Source organism: Thalassobacillus devorans MSP14, assembly GCF_000496835.1.
GTDB classification, from domain to species: domain Bacteria; phylum Bacillota; class Bacilli; order Bacillales; family Halobacillaceae; genus Thalassobacillus; species Thalassobacillus devorans_B.
This window is the reverse complement of sequence record NZ_KI543238.1, coordinates 232,624-252,983: the sequence shown is the minus strand read 5'-3', so window position 1 is coordinate 252,983 and position 20,360 is coordinate 232,624. Positions and strand designations below refer to the sequence as shown.

Annotated in this window: 21 protein-coding genes; 4 read left to right on the top strand and 17 right to left on the bottom strand. The window is 41.6% G+C overall.

Translation table 11 applies throughout. The features are described from left to right. Positions 1–5 precede the first annotated feature (5 nt). From P855_RS0117390 to P855_RS0117380, 3 genes are all read right to left on the bottom strand, one after another. Positions 6–2,366, bottom strand: coding sequence for an FdhF/YdeP family oxidoreductase (locus tag P855_RS0117390; protein WP_028784760.1), 2,361 nt, complete (start codon positions 2,364–2,366; stop codon positions 6–8). Between the two features lie 133 nt (positions 2,367–2,499). Then, on the bottom strand, positions 2,500–2,856 hold the full coding sequence (locus P855_RS0117385) for a DUF2294 domain-containing protein (RefSeq protein WP_028784759.1): 357 nt from the start codon (positions 2,854–2,856) through the stop codon (positions 2,500–2,502). 60 nt (positions 2,857–2,916) lie between these two features. Further along, positions 2,917–3,099, bottom strand: a complete 183-nt coding sequence (locus tag P855_RS0117380) for a hypothetical protein (RefSeq protein ID WP_028784758.1) — start codon at positions 3,097–3,099, stop codon at positions 2,917–2,919. A 347-nt stretch (positions 3,100–3,446) separates the two neighbouring features. Here P855_RS0117380 and fdhD point away from each other — a divergent pair, with 347 nt between their 5' ends. After that, entirely contained in the window at positions 3,447–4,232 is a 786-nt protein-coding gene (gene fdhD / locus P855_RS0117375; protein ID WP_028784757.1) for a formate dehydrogenase accessory sulfurtransferase FdhD, read from the top strand. A gap of 159 nt (positions 4,233–4,391) precedes the next feature. Next, the gene (locus tag P855_RS21255) at positions 4,392–4,694 is read left to right on the top strand and encodes a hypothetical protein (RefSeq protein WP_037986422.1); all 303 of its coding nucleotides are present in this window, start codon (positions 4,392–4,394) and stop codon (positions 4,692–4,694) included. A gap of 53 nt (positions 4,695–4,747) precedes the next feature. Here the strand turns inward: P855_RS21255 and P855_RS0117365 are convergent, their stop codons facing one another. Further along, the gene (locus P855_RS0117365) at positions 4,748–5,533 is read right to left on the bottom strand and encodes a dioxygenase (RefSeq protein ID WP_028784756.1); all 786 of its coding nucleotides are present in this window, start codon (positions 5,531–5,533) and stop codon (positions 4,748–4,750) included. Positions 5,534–5,675: 142 nt separating this feature from the next. Here P855_RS0117365 and P855_RS0117360 point away from each other — a divergent pair, with 142 nt between their 5' ends. Beyond that, positions 5,676–6,221, top strand: coding sequence for a cupin domain-containing protein (locus P855_RS0117360; RefSeq protein WP_028784755.1), 546 nt, complete (start codon positions 5,676–5,678; stop codon positions 6,219–6,221). 626 nt (positions 6,222–6,847) lie between these two features. Here the strand turns inward: P855_RS0117360 and P855_RS0117350 are convergent. From P855_RS0117350 to P855_RS0117335, 3 genes are all read right to left on the bottom strand, one after another. After that, positions 6,848–7,570: a nucleotidyltransferase domain-containing protein gene (locus tag P855_RS0117350; protein WP_028784754.1), complete on the bottom strand. Its 723-nt coding sequence runs from the start codon at positions 7,568–7,570 to the stop codon at positions 6,848–6,850. A gap of 33 nt (positions 7,571–7,603) precedes the next feature. Next, on the bottom strand, positions 7,604–8,050 hold the full coding sequence (locus P855_RS0117345; protein WP_028784753.1) for an NUDIX hydrolase: 447 nt from the start codon (positions 8,048–8,050) through the stop codon (positions 7,604–7,606). Between the two features lie 66 nt (positions 8,051–8,116). Then, complete coding sequence (locus P855_RS0117335) at positions 8,117–8,890, bottom strand: nucleotidyltransferase domain-containing protein (RefSeq protein WP_028784752.1); 774 nt, start codon at positions 8,888–8,890, stop codon at positions 8,117–8,119. 279 nt (positions 8,891–9,169) lie between these two features. Here P855_RS0117335 and P855_RS22305 point away from each other — a divergent pair, with 279 nt between their 5' ends. Beyond that, complete coding sequence (locus P855_RS22305) at positions 9,170–9,337, top strand: hypothetical protein (RefSeq protein WP_161628831.1); 168 nt, start codon at positions 9,170–9,172, stop codon at positions 9,335–9,337. A 161-nt stretch (positions 9,338–9,498) separates the two neighbouring features. Here the strand turns inward: P855_RS22305 and P855_RS0117325 are convergent, their stop codons facing one another. The 10 genes from P855_RS0117325 to P855_RS0117280 form a co-directional block, all read right to left on the bottom strand. Further along, positions 9,499–10,050: a DNA topology modulation protein gene (locus P855_RS0117325; RefSeq protein WP_028784751.1), complete on the bottom strand. Its 552-nt coding sequence runs from the start codon at positions 10,048–10,050 to the stop codon at positions 9,499–9,501. A 69-nt stretch (positions 10,051–10,119) separates the two neighbouring features. Next, positions 10,120–11,436, bottom strand: a complete 1,317-nt coding sequence (locus P855_RS0117320) for a UDP-glucose dehydrogenase family protein (RefSeq protein ID WP_152526268.1) — start codon at positions 11,434–11,436, stop codon at positions 10,120–10,122. A 14-nt stretch (positions 11,437–11,450) separates the two neighbouring features. Next, the gene (locus tag P855_RS0117315; protein ID WP_028784749.1) at positions 11,451–12,932 is read right to left on the bottom strand and encodes a hypothetical protein; all 1,482 of its coding nucleotides are present in this window, start codon (positions 12,930–12,932) and stop codon (positions 11,451–11,453) included. Between the two features lie 69 nt (positions 12,933–13,001). Further along, the gene (locus tag P855_RS21250) at positions 13,002–13,946 is read right to left on the bottom strand and encodes an FTR1 family iron permease (protein ID WP_051353298.1); all 945 of its coding nucleotides are present in this window, start codon (positions 13,944–13,946) and stop codon (positions 13,002–13,004) included. 21 nt (positions 13,947–13,967) lie between these two features. Continuing rightward, positions 13,968–14,732 carry a hypothetical protein gene (locus P855_RS0117305; protein WP_028784748.1) on the bottom strand — a complete coding sequence of 255 codons (765 nt, stop codon included), beginning with the start codon at positions 14,730–14,732 and terminating at the stop codon, positions 13,968–13,970. Between the two features lie 68 nt (positions 14,733–14,800). Next, positions 14,801–15,559, bottom strand: a complete 759-nt coding sequence (locus P855_RS21245; protein ID WP_037986417.1) for a glycosyltransferase family 2 protein — start codon at positions 15,557–15,559, stop codon at positions 14,801–14,803. Next, positions 15,522–17,018, bottom strand: coding sequence for an alkaline phosphatase family protein (locus P855_RS0117295; RefSeq protein WP_028784747.1), 1,497 nt, complete (start codon positions 17,016–17,018; stop codon positions 15,522–15,524). The genes P855_RS21245 and P855_RS0117295 overlap by 38 nt, the downstream gene beginning before the upstream one ends. A gap of 1 nt (position 17,019) precedes the next feature. Next, the gene (locus tag P855_RS0117290; protein ID WP_084315749.1) at positions 17,020–17,958 is read right to left on the bottom strand and encodes a lysylphosphatidylglycerol synthase domain-containing protein; all 939 of its coding nucleotides are present in this window, start codon (positions 17,956–17,958) and stop codon (positions 17,020–17,022) included. Further along, on the bottom strand, positions 17,934–18,878 hold the full coding sequence (locus P855_RS0117285; protein ID WP_028784745.1) for an NAD-dependent epimerase/dehydratase family protein: 945 nt from the start codon (positions 18,876–18,878) through the stop codon (positions 17,934–17,936). The genes P855_RS0117290 and P855_RS0117285 overlap by 25 nt, the downstream gene beginning before the upstream one ends. Before the next feature lie 83 nt (positions 18,879–18,961). Then, positions 18,962–20,170, bottom strand: a complete 1,209-nt coding sequence (locus P855_RS0117280; RefSeq protein ID WP_028784744.1) for a hypothetical protein — start codon at positions 20,168–20,170, stop codon at positions 18,962–18,964. Positions 20,171–20,360 lie beyond the last annotated feature (190 nt).

Here is a 20,360-nt window from a genome sequence, read left to right as displayed (position 1 = left end):
ATCATCTATGCTCCTGGTGTATCTTCCAGATCATCAATTCGTTTCTCTAAATACTGTGTGTCTTTCCTTGCATTGAACTTCTCCGCTTTCTCGACCTTCACTCCAATATTATAATCAGGAATTTTAGCGAATTGTTCATAACGGCCTTTTGGAAGTAAGAAGTTGCCTTCCGGAAAATGGACTCCGAGATTCCCTTTTGCAATGCTGGCAAGCTTAGCACGTCCCTGAAAAACCCCATACTGATTGTACAGCACGACAGCTTCTCCATCTTGAATTCTATTCTCCTCAGCATCTTCAGCATTCAACAAAACATCATACCGTTCCGCTCCGTTAATCGGATCGGTCTCTTTGTATACCATGGAATTGAACTGCTTGCCGCGGCGTGTCGTAAGATAAAAATCTCCTGGCTTTTTGTTCAAGTCTGGAATCTCTACAGGTATCAAATTGCCTTTCCCATCCGGTGTCGGACACACACCGCCTTCGCATAACCAGGCACCACCCCACTGGAAGACATCCCCCTGTTTCTTCAAGTGCTGGACACCATCATAATTTGGGTTCGCCTTAGCAATCTCTTCGCGAACTGCCTGTCCGTCTTTGAAATCGACTAAGTGAGCGGTTTCCGGTTTCAAACGCTTGGCTAGATCAATGTAGATCTTCCATTCTGTCCGTGCTTCTTCTATTTTATTTTTATTCCCTTCGATTTCCGGTGAAAAATAAACCATCCGCTCCGTGGAAGTAGAAGTTCCGCCATCTTCCTGTTCATAGCGGGTTTTTGCCGGCAGCACGATGACGGCTTCCTTGGCATCAACGAGGGTGGATGTATTCAGGATTATATCCTGGTGGACGCGGATATCAAGCTCCGATAATGCTTTTTCAACAAACTCCGGATCCGGCATTGTCTCTAAGAAGTTACCGCCGGATAAGTAGTAAAGTTTCACTTTTCGTTCATGATCTTCGGGCAGCAAAATATTCTCGAGCGTCACCCCTACTACATCGCCCTGCCACTTCGCAAGCTCAAATCCCCATAGTTTTTCGATTCGTCTGATATTGTCATCCTTGAAATCACCACCAGGCAAGACAAATGGATCCGCTCCCATTTCGCCACTTCCCTGGACACTGGAGTGGCCGCGAAACGGCATCAGCCCATTGTGTTCACGACCTAAAAACCCACGGAGCAGCGCCAGGTTGGCCACTTGGGAAATATTATCTGTAGCGAAGGAGTGCATCGTCAATCCAAGCGCCCAGGCGAAGACAGCATTTTTACTGTTCGCCAACAACTCTGAAAGTTCAATGACACGCTCTTTCGTCACGCCGGATGAGGCAGTAATTTCTTCCCATGATTGGGATGTCACTTCCTGCTTCAATTCTTCATAGCCATTTACGTGTTCATCTACAAAGGAATGATTGATGGCAGCACCATACTGCTCTTCTTCCATATCGAACCAGTGTTTCATGATTCCATGCATGAAGGCAATGTCTCCACCAATATTAATTTGGTAGAAATCATCTGCTACTTTTGTCCCGAATAAAGCGGACTCCGGGTTGGATGGAATCCAATACTTGTCCATCGAAGGTTCACGGTAAGGGTTGATGACGATGATTTTCGTCCCCTTCTTCTTTGCTTCGAGCATGTACTTCGTCGATACAGGGGAACTATTCGAAGCGACACTCCCCCAGAACAACAGGACATCTGTCCCGATCCAATCCTGGTAGTTCGCCGTCGAAGCACCCACGCCAACGGAACGCTTCAAAGCTGTCTTACTAGGCGAATGACAGATCCGGGATGCGTTGTCGATATGATTCGCTCCTAGAAAACGTGCCACTTTTCCCGCTACATAATAGGATTCATTCGTGATACCCCTGGATGTCAGGTAAAAAGCATACTGTTTCGGGTCAAGATGCTTCATTTTACCTGCAATCATATCCATAGCATCATCCCAGGTGAGCCGGGAAAACTTGCGCTCCCCTTTTCTTCGTATCATCGGATAAGGAATACGGCCAAGCTCCCTCAATTCTGTGCTGGAATATTGACGTAATTCATCTATATCAGCGTGAAGAATCTCTTCATCAATAGCTGGCATTGTATTCAACCGGAGCACGTTTAATCGTGTTGTACAAATGTGCGGACCCGTCAGCGTCTGATCGTAAAGACCCGAAACGCCTAATGCGCAACCATCACAAACACCTTTGGTTATGATGTTTTTGGCATACCCTAAGTTATCTTTGTTATCCCATGCTACTTTCATGGTATCCCTGATGTGTTTCGGCTTCACTTTTCCCAGCCCGAACGGAATTGGGCTCACCCAATGCTGCGGTGCTGGTATTTTTGATTTTTTCATTGGTCCCTGGTGTTTTGTTTGTCCCATATTTATTTCTCCTTACTTTCTTTATTCAACCTACCAAAGAAAAAACCACCACCCTCCAGGAGTTATGTCATCAACAACGGAGAATGGTGGTTAAGCCTTTTGCAGGGTCGCTGCGAAGTACCAAACCTTACTGTTATAAAAACTTCTTTTCTAAATCTTCACTGAATACGAATATGGACATCCCAAAATCTTTTTCAATATCGATGTCGACAAATAGATCGACGAAGTCACATTGCAGAAATTCTTCCATTTCCACAGGATGGTTCTGACGGTACATGTTTTTGACCATTTCCGTTCGAGCGGCACGCACCATTTGCTTGCCATCGTCTGCATTGGCAATGAATTTTTCCACTGGGGACAGATTGCCTTCCATCTCGCAGATGGCCCAATTCTTACAAAAAGTCGTACTGATTTTACTCGGCCCTTTTCCCATATGCCGTTTACGAAAAGCTTTAACAAGATTGCTGAATTCTGCTTCGTATTTATTCATCGCTGCTTCAACCTTTTCTAAGATATACTTATTAAATCGTATTCCCACAGGAGTAAAAAATCAACTAGAAAGCTTCTGCTCAGCAGGTGATAATTTCTGTTCTTTTTTCAATTGTTTGATATCCATGCGGATAACGGGGGATATTAGAAGCGCTGCAATAAACATCCCTCCAAAAATCGACAACATCAATGCATAGCTGGCAGTCACTTCTCTGATCCATGATGCTAAGATCGGTCCGACCAAACCGTCCCTTTTTCAAATAAAAAAACGCCTCACTTCACTTTTGCATGTTTTCCCACGCAAAAGAAAATGACGACGTTTTTAGCTCCAAGCAGGTACACTACTGGCAAAACCAAAGTAATCGTTTACATTGTTTGCTGCATTTAAAATCGACGACAGGATCGCTATCTCGAATCCTAAATGTTACAATTTTATGAACATAAATTATCATAGCTGTTTTTTGCCAGAATTTCAATTCTTTTTCTGAATTTTACTTTTATCAATTCTTATCGCTTGTATTTTGTCTGTTCTACTCGGTATATTTTAATAACGAGAAATTTACAACGCCGATTACAAGTGAGGTGAAAGAAGTGAGAGACCAAAAAAGTATAAAAAAACCAATTCTAAGATACGATGATGGAGAGTTCCAGTCTGTTGAAGATGACATCGTTACGGAGTTCCCATTGACGATTTATATTAATGATGAGGAATTCGCTACAATGGTCTGTACCCCTGCTCACCTCGAAGAAATGGTGATCGGATTTTTGGCATCAGAAGGGGTCATTCGGTTTCGAAAAGAAATTAAAAATTTCCAAATTGATGAAGAACAAGGCTTCGCCTATATTGAAATAGAGGGAACCATCAATACACAACGTGATTTTTCTAAACGATTCATCGGTTCCTGTTGTGGGAAAAGCAGGCAGTTTTATTTTCAAAATGATGTCAAGACAACCAAGACCTCTACCTCAAGTACTACCATTTCAGCAGATCAATGTATCAAACTAATGGATATGATGCAAGCGAGCAGCCATGTTTTCAAAGGAACTGGCGGTGTGCATAATGCAGCCATTTGCACCAGCGAAAAAATGATTGTCGGCAGAGCTGATATTGGCAGACACAATGCTCTGGACAAATTATATGGGCATTGCCTATTGAATAAAATTTCCGTTCGCGACAAGATTCTCGTGTTCAGTGGCAGGATTTCTTCCGAAGTGTTAACCAAAGCTGCCAAAATCGGAGTCGGAATTGTACTATCAAAATCTGCCCCGACCGATTTAGCGATCGAACTGGCTAATGATTTGAATATCACTGCTGTTGGGTTTATCCGCGGTGGATCATTTAATGTCTATACACATCTCGAGCGTATTACCCATTAAAAAAATTGAATGAACTTTCCCTGGCAAAGCAGCGAAATCGCTGCTTTTTTTATTTTCCCAAAAAATAATCATTCAATATTCAAATCGAAAGTGAGTAAAAAATGCTAGACATGCAAACATTAAAAATGATCTCATTTTTCTATGTTTGGAGGTGAAACGATGAAGAAAAAATGGATGCTTCTCATGATGTCTTTCGCGCTCTCAACTGGTATTCTGGCCGGGTGTAACGTAGATGACAACGAAATGAACGATCAGCCTGAAGATATTGATTATGATCCGGTACGTTATGATAACCAGGATAATGATATGAATAATGACCTTGATAATGACAGACGAGGACCTGATATGGACACAGACCCTCGTGATGTAAAAGAACCAGGTGAACCAGACTCTCCTAATAACATGGATGAAGAAGAACCAGACCCTGATGAAGAACCTTCAGAAGAACGTCGTGGTCAATAATTATTTAAGAGCAGCGAACGAATCCGCTGCTCTTATCATATTCACCGGAATATTCACTTGCCGAACTGCCAGACACTATGGCTTAGATTGCCATAACGGTAACTTCTATGAGCTAAATAGGCATTTTTTTCATCATCAGCCGCTCCCATTGCATAAAAAATCGGGATGAAATGTTCGTTTCCGTATGGAGGAACCGCAAGCTCAGCGACAGGAGTTTCCTGTTGATAATTGAACAAAGCCTCTAAATTCCATCGCTGCAATTGCTTCTCCAGCCAATCATCAAATTCTACGGCCCAGCTATCGACTTGCCCGTTGTCCTGTTGGAATTTAACAGCTCCCAGGTTATGGACAGTCCCGCCGCTTCCAATAATCAGAACATCTTCCTGACGCAAAGCAGCCAGGGATTTTCCGATCGCGTACTGCTGTTGTGGTGGCAACTCCGGATCCACCGACATGGAAATAACAGGAATATCTGCTTCAGGATAAAGCATCCGCAGTACCACCCAGGCTCCGTGATCTAACCCTCTTGCAGTTTCCACTTCAAATGGTACATCATGCTGCGAAAATGCTTTTTTGATTCTTTCGGAAATCCTTTGGTTACCTTTTGCCGGATACTTGATCTGGTACAAAGCTTCTGAAAAACCCCCGAAATCATAAATCGTGCTGTATTCCTCTGCCTCACTCACCTGTTGAATCCTTGATTCCCAATGAGCGGAAAATAACACAATCGCTTTTGGCCGGGGTAAAGAACCCCCTAAATCTTTCAAGAATCTGGTATACGGATTATCTTCAAGTGCCAGTAATGGTGCACCATGTGCAATAAAGTAAGATGGCATCATATCGTTACTCCACCTCCATTTTATGTTTCTTAATATGAATAATAATTTACTATAGAATAACATTATGATGACTGGAATGTCAACGATTACTTTGTTAATATAGATATAAGTTTCATATAAGTGAACAGACGAGGTGAATACCATGGATATAGGATCAACCATTCGAGCAGTCAGGAAAAGAAAACAGATTACCATCGCACAACTTAGCGAAGGAACTGGCCTGTCTAAAGGCTTCATCAGCAACATGGAAAATAACAACACATCGCCGTCTATTTCTACATTACAGACAGTTGCCCAATTCCTGGGAATTCCTCTGCCTTATTTACTGTTAGAAAAAAATCAACGTATGGGTGTAATAAGAAAAAATGAGCGTGAAATTACCACTCATAATAAAGGAAAATTGAAGGTCGAACATTTAACTTCCAAGGGTGGTCTACGAATGAAACGGGTTGAAATTCCTCCTGGTGTCTCTACAGCTGAAGGACATGCACACCAGGGAGAAGAGGTTCATCTGGTGTTGGAAGGAAAGGTTTTTGCCCAGCAAGGAGAAGATTCCTATATTTTAGAGGAAGGGGATTCATTCAGCTGGAACGCAAGCGTACCCCATTTTGTGAAAAATATTGGGGACGAACCAGCCGTGGTGTTGATTGCGCAGCACACGGATATGGAACTGGAAGATACACTATAATATCACTTATAACCCCACAACCTTTTCTGAACCAACAAAGGCGGCAATAGACCGCCTTTTGTCGTTGAAATAATCGGAATGAGTGTTTTTTTTAAAAACCATTGGGTCAGCCATCTTTTATCGACATCAGGTAAATAAAATTCAAAATCCCACAGCATTACCATTTCATCATGATTGTTACTACGAAATCAGTTAAGAAGGAAACTTACTAGTACACTTAGAAACATCAATACAACACAGCCGATAATAAAATAGCCTATATAACGTACCCCTTTGGGCAATTGATTCAGATTAGCCCGCTTTGTCGGATAGCCTTCATGTTTTGATAAGTGTTCCATAGCATCATTGATTGGCCGATCTTCTTTTTTATAAGAGATAATAACCCCTCCCTTGTTATAATCGTTTTTCAATGGCTTTCATTACATCAGACGGACCACTTTCTTTATTGGAAGGAAGTTACCAAAACCAGCCCTTTCCGTTACAAAGTTCAACTCATGTCCCTCCTTGCACACCTGCTCTCCACCAATACCAATTATTTCAAATTCCGAAGGTTATCACAATACTTTCTCCCATAATAAAAACGCTTCTCCATTTCCGGACAAGCGTCTCTCTATAACTTTTGTTCATCATTTATCTTTTCCTAATGAAAACCCTTCAAACAGCCTTCCTCCATAAGGCTTCAAAATTTCATCCACTAAACGAATAATGCTGCTTTTATCGTCGGTTTGATAGAAAACATCAAACACCTCTACAAACTCATTAGCAAATTTTTCATCGTAGTTTTTCAGCGCTCGCACCGTCCATTTGGATGTGCCAATCCATCTTCGGTTTGTACGTAAAACGAATTCGCTCACCAGCTCAGCCAGGGTATTAGCTATGAATAATTGTTCATCCCTATGAGAACTGCCGATTAAATCTTCCAGTGTATCTGTAATGAAATAACGTTTCATTTCAATTGTTTTTGCAGGCCATTCTTCTGGTCCTTTTTCCAACAAAGCTTGAGCCTCTTGCTTAATAGAGCCGATTATCCCATCGTCTTTCAGGACAATTCCTTCAGCCACCATCCTGGGCAAGGATGGTCTTGCCCTTTCGCAATCGCTTTTAAAGTATTGTCTATAAGAAGTGAAGTTATGGAGGAAAACTTCGATTGGCCAATCAAATTCAATTAATGACTCCCGATAAGATGAAGAAAGCATACGATCGAAAATGATTATATCGAGGTCGGAAGTTTCTGTAGCTTCCCCCCGGACAACACTGCCAGCTAATATGGCACCCTGGCAATCCGGATAATATTGATTTGCAAACTTATGCGCTGCTTTTACTGGATCCAGTTTTTTATATGGTTTCATTTGCTTCCCCTATTCCAGGTTCACCTAAAAATATTATAATAATGTCTTTTTGATGATAAGCCTTGCCCGATAGTCCATTATTTCTGGCAAGTCATGTAATGGAAAATATTTGAGTGCTAAACTCTCCCCATCTTCCATCACTAATTTCCCATATGGGTTGATTGCCTCGTAAACTCCAATGACGTTGTAAACTTCATCCCCATTTGGATACTTGAAATAATAGTCCTCACCGGACAGCAAATTTCTTAATTGTAATTCTTCCGCCTGCAAGCCTGTTTCTTCTAATAATTCCCGCCTGGCTGTCTGCTCCAGACTTTCTCCAGGCTCCATGTTACCACCAGGCAATCCCCATTCCTTGGTATCGGAGCGGTGCTGCAGTAATAACTCTTGAGCATCATTGAATACAAGCAAGGTAGAGCCAGGTAAAATTAGCGGTCTGGTTCCGATTAGATTTCTTATTTCCTTTGTGTAGTCAGAGATAAAAACACTTCCTTCTTATATGTATCAGGGATTTCAAATTCATCAAACGTCTGGATCATCTTTAGCTTAAATCTCCCCTATAAATGTGTCCATCATCAACTTAAGAAAAGAGACTGTTTGGGCATCTGATTTTATCTGGGATCGAATCCATTCAAATTCATCATTCAATAACAGAGCGATATCTTTAACAGCCACTGCATAAGAGGAAGGAGTCACTGTTTCATATATACGTTCATATCTGTCCCGCTTCTCGCTGGGCAAAAATTTATGTACAGCCTTCAATCCCAGTAAGGCCCGGTCCGGTGCATAGTGATGTAACAACACATAGGACAGGTGCCTCATAACATAGCGTAGCATTTCTACTGCCCAGGTAAGATTCCCTCGTTCAGCGGCCTTCTTATACTGAAAAAGGAACCATGCTGTATCGAGCACATGATCACGGAACTCCTCTTCGCTCAATGTCAAATGCTGCTCAGACTCATAGCTTTCCATCACACCTTCCGGATCGAACAATACGGTGAAATAATCTTTACTTTGTATGTTTTTTTCTGTCACGGTAAATAAGTCAATATGCAGCCAATCCTCGTAAACTGCTATTATCTGCGGAGCTATGATAAAAATATCATCATAAAAGATGATTTCTTTGTAGGCTTTCAGATGCTCCAGACGACGTAATAGAAATTCTTTTTCTTCACCTTCTTTAACGAGACAATATAAATCTACATCGGAATGCTCATCATATTCCCCTCTGCCCATCGACCCTTTTAAAAATATACTCTTAACACTGGAGTCCTTTTTCAAACTCTCAACGATCTTCTTTACCGCAATTTCCTGTTTCATCTCCTGCCCCCTATGCCGAAAATAAAATATTACGTCATTGTATCTATAATTTCCTGATATTTCAACATCTTTTTACAATTTAAAAAAAGCTTCCCCAAAACCAGTGAATTTCTTAAGAAACTTCTTTTTACCAAAAAGACTATTTCTAATAAAAGGAAAATCCTGAGGCGATTCGTGTTCCTGTCACTTTTGTTTAATGGAATACGAAAACATTGCATTTTCACCAAAATAAGTTATACTTACGTTATACAAATATTATACAATAAGGAGTTGTCCAATTTGTACACACTTGTCAGGAATCATTCTCTCAGGACAGATATATTAAAAGACCCAATGGATCAAACCGTTAAAATCTTTGATGATTATCAAGAGGCAAAACAGTTAGCCGCAAAATTGAATACTTATACGAAAGATAACCTGCTTTGGAAAGTTACAAGCTATTGTTGATGATCACAAAGAAAGAAAGCCCTCCAGACGGAAGAGCTTTCTTATGAGAATGTTATGCCGACAAGGTGTGGCCGGAGCGCGATTTAATACGGCATCATGCTGTTATTTTATGGGTAGCATCCTTTTCTGACTAAACCTATTACTCATGTTTTTTAAAATAATTAGGAAATGATAGAAAATGGCCTGTCATTTTTCTTTAATAAACTTTCCAGATACGACTCCATTTCATCTCTGCTTTTCAAAGTAATGATATTTTTGGTATGTTGCTGTGCTTGAAGAGTACGCAGTCTTTCTTTCATATTACTCCTCCGTGATTTATAAGTGGTGTAAATATACTTAAGGAAATTCCAATCTAATTTTTCCTTACAACCCGCCCCCATGTCAGGACGCGTTTTTCCAATGTTCATCAGCCATCGTTTAATTGCACGATAAAGACAAATATAGCGCGGAAGTTCTAAATATATAATCGTGTCTGCGCTTGTTATACGGATGTCATAAGTCTTGCTGTAATTGCCTTCTATAATCCACTTTTCTTTTTTTACAATTTCCTGTTGCGCCTTCTCAAACTCATTCAGGGAAGCTTCCATCCAGCCCGGTTTCCAATATAGTGCATCTAAATGGTAAACATCTATTTGCAATGCTTCTCCCATTTTTCGGGCAAAAGTAGACTTCCCTACCCCTGCCGAGACCCCTACCACCATAATTCTTTCCACTTTCTCCACCTCCATCTCCATTATAAGCCATGTTCCTCATTAATGAATTTAAAAAAAGCGTCCTGTTTATTACAGGAACGCTCTTCCTATGCTTGGACGCCCGATAGAATGATATTCGATTTTATGCTTGCGCAATTCTTCTAACTGCAAGCAATTTCTCCCGTCAAATATGATCGGATTATTCATCAGGTTCTTCATATCGCTTAACGGAAAATATTTGATTTCTTCCCATTCGGTCAGTATAAATCCAGCATCAGCCCCGGTCAGTGCTTCTCGCAATGAACCTGCAAACACTACCCTCCGCGGCAGTAAGGGTTTTGCCTTTTCAATGGCCTGTGGGTCATATGCAATCACAGTTGCGGACTCTTCAACCAGCCGTTCTATGACTGTCAATGATGCTGCCTCTCGCATGTCATCTGTATTAGGTTTGTAGGCAAGACCCAGGACCGCAATCCGTTTTCCAGCAAGAGAGCCAAAGCGCTGTTTTGCCTTCTCAACCAATGCAGCCTGCTGATGATTGTTCACGCGAATGACAGACTTCAATAGTTCAAAATCATGTTCTACTCCACCGGCCAAATGGACAAGAGCGCTTGTATCTTTCGGGAAGCAGGAACCACCATAACCGATACCCGCTTGTAAAAATTGAGGGCCGATCCGTTTATCCAGCCCCATTCCATAGGCCACCTCTTCCACGTCGGCTCCAATTTTTTCACATATATTAGCAATTTCATTGATGAAACTGATTTTGGTGGCTAAAAAAGCATTGGAAGCATACTTGATCATCTCCGCATTATTGATGTCTGTTATAAAAACAGGAATATCAAAAGGTTCATTTATTTTTTCAATAATCATCGCTGATTCATGGTTGTCTGCTCCAATTACGATCCGGTCCCCATGGAATGTATCATATACAGCTGATCCTTCCCGTAAAAATTCCGGGTTATGTACTACTTCCACCGATATACCGCCCCGCACATGCTGCCTGATCCTTTCTTTCACCCAGGCATTCGTTCCGACCGGCACTGTACTTTTTGTCACGACAATGACATCTTTGACTACATGCTGTGCTACAAGTTCTGCTGCCATCTCTACAGCCGCCAGATCAGTTGTACCATCAGGGTTTTGTGGAGTTCCTACGGCAATATAGATGACATCTGCATGGTTTAAGCCTGCGCGGGAATCTGTGGTGAAAGATAACTTCCCCATTTTTATATTTTTCTGCATTAATTTCTCCAAACCGGCTTCATAGATGGGCGAGCGTCCTGACTGCATCATTTCAACCTTTTGTGCATCAATATCTACGCATGTCACAAAGTGGCCAATCTCTGCCAGACAAGCTCCTGTAACCAACCCGACATAACCAGTTCCTATTATGCTTATTTTCACTAGATGCCACTCCTTCATTCACCGATCCATTCATACAGTTGAATATCGTGATAAACCGGATTAAACAGATCATCCGATTGAAATACAGCAACTTTTCGTATGTTATCCTGTACCGGGTGTCCCTGCATTTCAAAGCCTTTCACTACGTGATCCGTCAAAAATATCCGTTTTTCTTTACTATAAGATAATCTCGATTCAAAATATTCGTAAGTGTATAATTTCTTATGAGAAAATTCAACGTCAAGATATTCCATGACCCTTGATTCTTCCCATGTATAAATAATTAAAGGTTCGTTAAGTTGAGACAAATAATTGGAAAGCTGATAAACAGCCGGCAGTTCTGTTGCTTTTTCACTAGCTAAAGCCAGCCCGTGCCAGGACTGGGTAGTGATCAAAACAAAGCACAGGCTGACCGTCAAAAGCTTCACCTTACCCGCAATGTTCACAAGCAATAAGTATACCGAAAAACCAGTCAGTGGCAGGATATGCCTCGGTTTATCTACATTCTGCGCAAATAACGCCCATACAAAATAGCAGCACAATAAAACCAACAGCCAGCGATCAATTTTTTTCATAGCACCTTTATTTCTAATAGATAAAAAAACTACTATTAGGAGCAGGCCTGTATACAATCCAGCGATTGGCCATGACTCCACGAACCATGCCTTCCATAATAGATTATGGAACAAAAGGATATATATCCGCTTCCATATCGGCACAGAATCCGCCGTAACGGCTCCGCCCCATTCGGTAAAATGACCATTGATGAATCCCATGGCGAGCTCCATGAATGTAGCGATGCCTCCAGTAGAGAGAACCAATCCGGCTGCCCAAACCATCTGAAAAGCTATCGCTAAAAGGGTATGCCTTAAAATAAACCAGGTATAGGATTTCCTTGTATTAAATTGGTTTCTCTTATTCCACCATAACAACAGGATTCCCAATCCGAATGGAAGATAAGACAAGCGTATCCCCATAAGTATGCTGAATAGAAACAAAGGCAGCATCATCCAATAAAATGAGGACTTCCTGTAAGCCTGGTATATACTCCAAACATACCACCATAGCACAGCCACTGCAGCCGCTTCACTCATTGGTTCTGTACTCATTACCCACATATAACTCATGGAATGAATAACAGCAACAAACAGTAAGGCTATTGCTGTAGCATACCTTCTTCTGAATAAAAGGTATATCGGAACGACAGAGGAAGCGGTCAGCACGGTATTAAAAATGGCAAGAGACCGCACAGGATGATCTAAAAAGCGGTTGATTAGCATCCCGCCTAACACAAAGTAGGGATAACCAGGAAAATGCGGCTGCATCGTAAACAGATCAAAATCGGTTACCCCTAAAGCAAAATCAACCTGATCCCATGATCTGGCAAATGGACTTGCAAAAGTGACACGAAAATAGAAGGTGAGTCCTAAAAATGCCAGGAATACAGCCCATGCCAATAATTTCGTTTTATTAATAGGATATCCAGCCTTTTTCATGGGTTCTTCTCCTTCTTTTATTAAACACAAAACAAGGCGTAATAAAATTACGCCTTGTAGTAAATCAAATTATTTAACGTTATGTCCTGCAGTGTTATTTGTATAAGCAGTTTTCGGTTGTTTTTTAAGCTTTGTCACTTTTTGCTTTTCCGGTGTCTCATTTTTTGCTTGGACAAGCAGGTAAATGACTACAAAGTAACCGATATAAGCAATTATTTCTTCAAGTGACGGCATGGATGAATAGCCGAATAATGCTTTTAGGAATATACCTACATCGCCCGAGAATACCGGTGCCACACCAGTATCACGCAAGTAATGGGCGTAATCAATCGGATGCTCTGGTAAGAGCCAGGTAATATTATATACATGCGGCATGACACTTCCGATTATCTGTAAGTCCTGCATCATGGAAATCCCTTGGACGAGCAGTCCTGCAGCAATCAGGACAATGAATGCTCCTGTTACTTTGAAGAAAGTTTTCAAAGGAATGCGCATGGTTCCCTTGAAGAACAAGTAACTTACGGTGGCTGCAATGACTACCCCGGTGATTGCACCCCAGCCTTGCAAACCTTTCCCGATATCTCCGCCTGTAATAGCAGCGAAGAAAAACACCGTTTCCACACCTTCACGAAGGACGACCAGAAAGGAGTGGATGACCATCCCGATCACATTTCCCGTTGTGACGAGCTGCCCCATCTTCCCTTCCATTTCACCTTTCAGGTTTTTGCTGTGTTTCGCCATCCAAAATACCATCTGAGTCAATAGGAAGGATGATACGAGCATGATAGTGACTTTCAGATACATTTCACTTCCCATTGCTGCAAAACTCGTAAATACGACTTGAAACAACATCGCCACACCAATACTGGCGACAACAGCAAGACCGGCACCGAGCCAGACGAATTTCGAGTATTGTTTATTTTCTGTCCTCTTGAGATAGGTGGTGATTATACCGATGATCAAGAGTGCTTCTAACACTTCACGAAAGGTGATTAACAGCGCCTGGATTTCCATGATTTCCACACCTCTTTATACTTAAGATCTTTTCCTTCTTTTCAAAAAGTATAGTACAACGGCAATTATGATGCCGATCAGGACCAAGATTGGCAGCCAATTTTTCCACTCGGTGAAATCGGTGTACTTATCATTGGTGGATTGGCTGGTGTTTTCTTCTGCTGTGGCACTCTCCGTAAAATGGCCGGCATTAAATTCCTCAATATTCAACGGTTCTTTCAAAGCTTCTAATATGGAAGATTTGCTCTTAAGGAACTGTTCCTTATCAGATTCTTTCTCCCCTACCCCGAACAAACCGGGATTTCCGAGAGCTTCCAGAGCTAAGTCGAACTCTTCCCTTATTTGAGAATCCAGCTTGGCATCCTGCTCTTCGATAGCCGGGGATAAAGCTTTATATGTAGCAAACCCCTTGGCCAGAAGCTTTTTACTCGTATCATACTCTTCAAAATTGTTCTCTATCGCATTCAAGCGTCTGGCTATATTCAAGCCTAACAGCTTTTGCATATTGTTGATCGTAGCTTCTTTATCTTCATCTTCAAGGGAGTTCAATACCAGCTCCGATGCCCCTTTTCCCATGTGCATATCGACTTCTTCTTTTACCGTATTAAACAATGCTTCGGCTTCCTGGAAGTCTGGCGGGGACTGGTTCAATTTCGCTACCATCTTTTCATAGACCTGTGCGATCTTTTCTTCACTGGGATCACCATAAGAGTATGCCGCTGCATTTGTTTGTATGGAAAATGTCAGCAATACCATGATTGCTAAGAATAAATTGAATTTCTTCATCGATAGCATCTCCTGTCAAATTAAATGATAAAGATTATCAATATCAATGTCAATGAAAAAAAGCGCATTCAACCAGTCTTTTTATCGACCGAACGCTTAGTTTCTAACGGTTTACGTACAATATCGACTTTTTTGTGACAACGGGACATCTCTTTGACAATCGCAGGAAATACCGATGTCATATAGGCACGGAATTTGATATACGACTGCCCTTTAGATCGTACTTTATACGTAATCGGGACTTCTTTGACCCGGAATCCTTTTCTAACCAGGTTCAATGTCACTACTTGCGCATAATTATAATCATGGATGATTTCCGCATGTTGAATGGCCTGCCTTGAAAACGCGCGCATGCCTGACTGACCATCATAGATCCACTTTCGAAGCAGAACGGACTGAAGAAAAGTAAAGAAATAATTGCCCAGACGTCGATGGATTCTCATTCCATCTATTGTGCCGAGGAACCTGGAACCCATAGTGTAGTCGTACTCTCCATCTAAAATAGGCTGGATCAACTCAGGGATTTCCCAGGCAGGATACTCGTTATCGGCATCGATCATGACAGCGATGTCGGCTCCCAGCTGATATGATTGCTTGAGACCTTCCCGAACAGAAGCGCCTAACCCTTTATTAACGGTGTGTGTATAAATATGGTCGGCTCCTGCTTCCTTCGCCACTTCCACCGTCCTGTCCGTCGATCCGTCATTGATGACTAGAATTTCGACATCAACTTGGGGGTGAAAGTTGCGAGGTACCTTACGAATCACCTGTACAATAGATTCTTCTTCATTATGAGCTGGTAGAAATACGATGACTTTCTGATTCATGTTTTTGTTCCTTTCTTGCATTTTTGAGTGCATCAGTAAGGACAGCGCCTCTGCTATGACTTGGATAAGGAGCTCCTAATAATTGAGCTACGGTTGGGGCTACAGAAATCAAACTATGTTTATCGTCAATGACTTTACCTTGTTCAATCTGCGGTCCATACATGAAGAAGGGTACATAGCGCTCTCCTTCATCGAGGTGACCATGTCCTCCGATACCGTCTGCCTGGCCATGATCTGCACAAATAAGTAATGTGGTATTCTTCATATATCCCTTCGTGTCCATCCAGGAAACGAACTCCTCGATCAGGTGGTCAGCCTCCTCGATTTTTTGGATATATTCATCATAAAGAACACCCCGGCTATGTCCTGTTTGATCTGTGCTGATCAATTGTATATTAAAAAAGTCCAAGTCTTCTTTTTCCATGATGCGTTTTGCATTTTCCAGGATTCCCTTATCGACAGAATCATTGTCCATGACAGCCGTATAGGCATCTACGTCGTCTCCCATGGCATCAATCAGATGAGCCACACCCAGAAGACGGCCTTTCTTCCCTATTTTGCGTAACGAGTCAAAAATTGATTCCACCTTGATGCCGAGCTTCCATACCATATTCGATTTGATACCATGCTCCTGTGGATAGGTACCGGTCATCATGGATGAAAAGCAGACGACAGTCCTTGCGGGGTAAACGGTTTCCATCTGCGCATATTCCGTACCATTTTTACGAAGTTTGTCCAAAAAAGGAGTATTTGCTTCCTGGAAACGTTCCTTTCTCATTCCATCGATGACAATCATGATTACTTTGTCACTTTTCTCACCATTGTCTGTAACAGGTTCTGTAAAATTCCGCTTCAACTCCGGCTTCCAATCAAACAAGTAGCGGTGAAGAATCCAGCTTAACGCCCATACTCCTAGCAGAAAAAATGCGTATGATAGATAGTCCACCGCCATGCCGCTGCCGAGCTTTTCATAAAACAAATTCCATAAGGAAAGAATCAACAGAAACTTAGGCAGCTGTTCCTGGGCATTTCCGCTTGTTGAGTCACTATTTTTCAATACAAGCTTCCAGAAACGCGTGAAATTCAGCCATGAGGTGCCGATTCTTAAATGATAGTAAAATGTGCCCCAAAAAAAGACCGTGAAAAAGAAATACAGGCCAAGTGCAAACGTTAATAGAGAGAGATTCACATCCCCCCATAGAATCAAATAGGCGACAAAAGGAAGCCATAAATAGTTACGTAATAATAAAGGGAAATCAAAGTGATAATAGAGTGCCAACAATGGCACCGTTAACAAGAAACTGAAACCGGTCGTTTGCCAGAAAGAAGGGTTTCCCCATTCCCCTATGTAAAAGAGGAGCATCGTGCCGACGACAAAGATTGGCGTAAACGGCTTCCCTTCATTCAACAAATTCCAGCCTCGTGCAGCGATCACCTCGAATGTGGATGCCTGCTTCATATTAATCTTCCTTTCTTTTCACCCAATGCTTGATCGTTGTCCATGAAATAGGAACACTTAAAATAAGATAAATACCTGCTGCAAAGGAAAAGATGAATTTAAACCCGTGGGTAATGACCGCTATGGTATAAGCTTCCTTGATCGGTACCTGATAGGCCGCCAACGCCAAACTCATAAAGCTCTCGTAAGTACCGATTCCTCCAGGTGAAAAATGAAAAACCTGACCGGCAATCGTAAAACTGTTTACCCAAAGAGATTGCAGATAGGATAATGATAGGCTGAACTCGGTAGTCACTGCGAATATGACCACAGCTTCCAGACACCAGCTTACTGTAATAAGCGTGAAGATTATGATGCCTTTGGCCGAGAATAAAATAGATATGATCTGCCTGATGTGAACCAGGAGCATATTTCGCCATTTTTCTTTAAGTAATAATAAACCTAAAAGAAGACCCCCGCCAATCAACACCATTGTAAGAAACAGGTAGGATAACGATAACCCTAAATAAAGGATTCCGATGATAGCGATCAGTCCTAAAATCAATAAATCAAGCAGCCTCATGACTACGACTGATTGCAAAGCAGTTTTCCATGCTACTTTCCCCGACTGAGCCAGGTGGCCGGTTCGCACAATATCTCCGGCCTTAATGGGAAGGAGATGGTTTATGAACAGACTGTATAGTACTCCATCTATGAACACTTTCAAACTTATTTGCTTTCCCACATACAGCTGCCAGGCTTTTGCCCGAATAATAAAAGCAGCTAAATAAAAACATGTCATTGACACCACTAACCAGAAGTTTCTGAATAGCTGCTTTACTTCAGCTAATATATAGGAAAGGTCGAATACCAGGTAGGTCAACCAAATAAAGCATATGCCGACAACCAGCCTGCCTCCCCACATGACAAACTGCTTCAATCGCTGCATGAACCTATCCATCGGACCACTTTTTCTATTCCATCCTTAATAGATACTTTGGACTTGTATCCAAGTCGGGTTTCTGCTTTTGCAATATCCGCCCATGTGGAAACTACATCCCCTGTTCGCCAAGGTTTTTGAATAACTTCCATGTCTGGATAAAACTTTCGGAAATTATCAAGTAACCGCTCCATTGAAATGGGTTCGCCATAACCAATATTGAAAGTTTCATTCTCGTGGTTTGTATTTAGTACAGCATGGACTCCATCCACAATATCATCAATATAGGTGTAATCACGTGATGTCCCACTGCCATATATCTCTATAGGCAATCCTTTGGATAACCGCTCTGCAAACTTGGGAATCGCCATGTCGGGACGCGCCCATGGTCCATAGACAGTGAAAAAACGCAGGATGGACAACTGAAATCCATATAGGTGCTGGAAAGAATGACAGAAAGATTCAGCTCCATATTTAGACGCTGCATAAGGAGAAACTACTTTTCCATCCACCATATCCTCTGCTAGCGGCTTATCTGCTTTATTTCCATATACAGACGATGAGGAAGAAAATATTACATGGGAAACCCCAGTTTCTCCTGCACACTTCAGTACATTGATGGTCATTTCTATGTCATAGTGAACATATGCGAGAGGTTCCTTCACAGAGTATGCTACCCCCGGCAGTGCAGCCAGATGGATGACCACATCGAAGCGCTTTGTTTGAAATACTTTCCGGCACGCCTGTTTATCCATCAGATCAGCTTGTATGAATTGGAAATTACCAGCACGTTTCACTAGTTCCAACTGCTTCTTCTTTCTCCCAGGGTCGTAATAAGGATCAAAATTATCAACAATCGTAACTTCATGATTTTCTCTAAGGAGTCTGGAGCAGAGGTGTGATCCAATAAAACCTGCTCCTCCCGTAACTAATATACGCAACCTTGCCACCTCAATCATCGGTTTTCAAAGTAAAAAACCTTGTTCTGAGGAAACAAGGTTTCTTACATCTATCATAACCTATTTCAGGCCGCTTTACTTCGTTCAATGATGGAGTGAAGGGTTCCTTCGATCTTTTCCAGTACTTCCATCGCTTTTTCTTTCTCGTCTGATTTTACGGCGTCTAAATAAGTTTGTGCCTGCTCATTCAACGTAGTGTATGTCTCTTCCCCTTGCATACGTTTAATGTCACTGGCGATCATATCGATGAACAGTGCACCCTCAAGAGCCGTAATGACTGATTTATCTTCGCCCCAATATTCTTCACTTTCTTCATATTCGTGAAGAGCTACTTTAGATAAGCCACGGACAAATGCATGGTTTACTGCTTCAGGGTCAAGCTCTTTCACATCTGTTTCAAGGTTGAAGTTCTTTTCGATAATTTTCGCATCTTCTTCCGCATACTTCGTGATGTATTCAGAGATAGATTGATAGAATGCCCAGCCTTCCGCTTGTTCTACCTTTGCTTTATCCGGATCTTCTTCTGCTTCTTTAGCAGCTTTTGTTGCGTAACCGTTAGGCACAGCTCCTGCTGCAAGGTAGAATGTCTTCATCAATGTCTTGTCAACGACCTGCTTACCTAGTTGGAACCCAAGATTATCATCATTTTCAACTGCTTTTTCAATTTCATTGAATCCAGCGTCAATCTGATCCACCATATTGGTTTCATAAGCAGCATCACGCTTTTCAACTGTTTCCTTCAATACTTCATAAAATTCTTTCGCTTCAGCAATCTCTTCTTTGACTACCTCTTTCTTACCCCAGTTTTCGTCGATTTCGTGGAACTCATGCTTGATTGTCAAATAGAAAACTTTCTGAGTCAATTTGTCAAAGATCTGCTTGACGACTTGACCATCCATTTCACCATTTTTTCCAGCTTCTAAAGCTGTAGAAATCTGCTGATCGATCTTGCCGTCACGTTTTGCCACCAATGGCTGTAATTGGTTATTATAAAGATCGATCACTTTTTGGTAATCTACTTTTTCGCCTTCGCCTGCTTTTGCAAGCTCTTCTTTACCTTTCTTGTAGGCAGCTACAAAATCAGCGTCTTCTTCTTTATCATTGGCTTCTTCACTCTCACTGCCATTTTCTTCAGAGGATTTCTCCTCACTGTCTCCTTGAGTCGTTTCTTCTTTACTTTGATCCTCTTTAGAACCCTGATCACTTTGTCCACATGCAGATAGAACGAGTCCAATAGCTAACAACAGATATAACAGCACACTCTTTTTAAACATTTCGTTTCCTCCTGCGCTTATGTATTAATTGATAATGAATTTCATTTGCAAAAATAATTATATAGAGAATGATTCTCATTGTCAACCTGCTCGCTAACTAGATTCAGAGTTTTCACTTATTGTTCATATATAACGAGCCCAATCAGTAAAAAGTATATTAATAGATAATCTTATACTAATTTTTGGCCGT

What these genes read in the sequence shown, in the direction of transcription:
- P855_RS0117390 (WP_028784760.1), bottom strand. Translation starts at nt 2,366, where the DNA reads ATGGGACAAACAAAACACCAGGGACCAATGAAAAAATCAAAAATACCA.
- P855_RS0117385 (WP_028784759.1), bottom strand. Translation starts at nt 2,856, where the DNA reads ATGAATAAATACGAAGCAGAATTCAGCAATCTTGTTAAAGCTTTTCGT.
- P855_RS21255 (WP_037986422.1), top strand. Translation starts at nt 4,392, where the DNA reads ATGAAGAAAAAATGGATGCTTCTCATGATGTCTTTCGCGCTCTCAACT.
- P855_RS0117365 (WP_028784756.1), bottom strand. Translation starts at nt 5,533, where the DNA reads ATGATGCCATCTTACTTTATTGCACATGGTGCACCATTACTGGCACTT.
- P855_RS0117360 (WP_028784755.1), top strand. Translation starts at nt 5,676, where the DNA reads ATGGATATAGGATCAACCATTCGAGCAGTCAGGAAAAGAAAACAGATT.
- P855_RS0117350 (WP_028784754.1), bottom strand. Translation starts at nt 7,570, where the DNA reads ATGAAACCATATAAAAAACTGGATCCAGTAAAAGCAGCGCATAAGTTT.
- P855_RS0117335 (WP_028784752.1), bottom strand. Translation starts at nt 8,890, where the DNA reads ATGAAACAGGAAATTGCGGTAAAGAAGATCGTTGAGAGTTTGAAAAAG.
- P855_RS0117315 (WP_028784749.1), bottom strand. Translation starts at nt 12,932, where the DNA reads ATGAAAAAGGCTGGATATCCTATTAATAAAACGAAATTATTGGCATGG.
- P855_RS21250 (WP_051353298.1), bottom strand. Translation starts at nt 13,946, where the DNA reads ATGGAAATCCAGGCGCTGTTAATCACCTTTCGTGAAGTGTTAGAAGCA.
- P855_RS0117305 (WP_028784748.1), bottom strand. Translation starts at nt 14,732, where the DNA reads ATGAAGAAATTCAATTTATTCTTAGCAATCATGGTATTGCTGACATTT.
- P855_RS21245 (WP_037986417.1), bottom strand. Translation starts at nt 15,559, where the DNA reads ATGAATCAGAAAGTCATCGTATTTCTACCAGCTCATAATGAAGAAGAA.
- P855_RS0117295 (WP_028784747.1), bottom strand. Translation starts at nt 17,018, where the DNA reads ATGAAGCAGGCATCCACATTCGAGGTGATCGCTGCACGAGGCTGGAAT.
- P855_RS0117290 (WP_084315749.1), bottom strand. Translation starts at nt 17,958, where the DNA reads ATGGATAGGTTCATGCAGCGATTGAAGCAGTTTGTCATGTGGGGAGGC.
- P855_RS0117280 (WP_028784744.1), bottom strand. Translation starts at nt 20,170, where the DNA reads ATGTTTAAAAAGAGTGTGCTGTTATATCTGTTGTTAGCTATTGGACTC.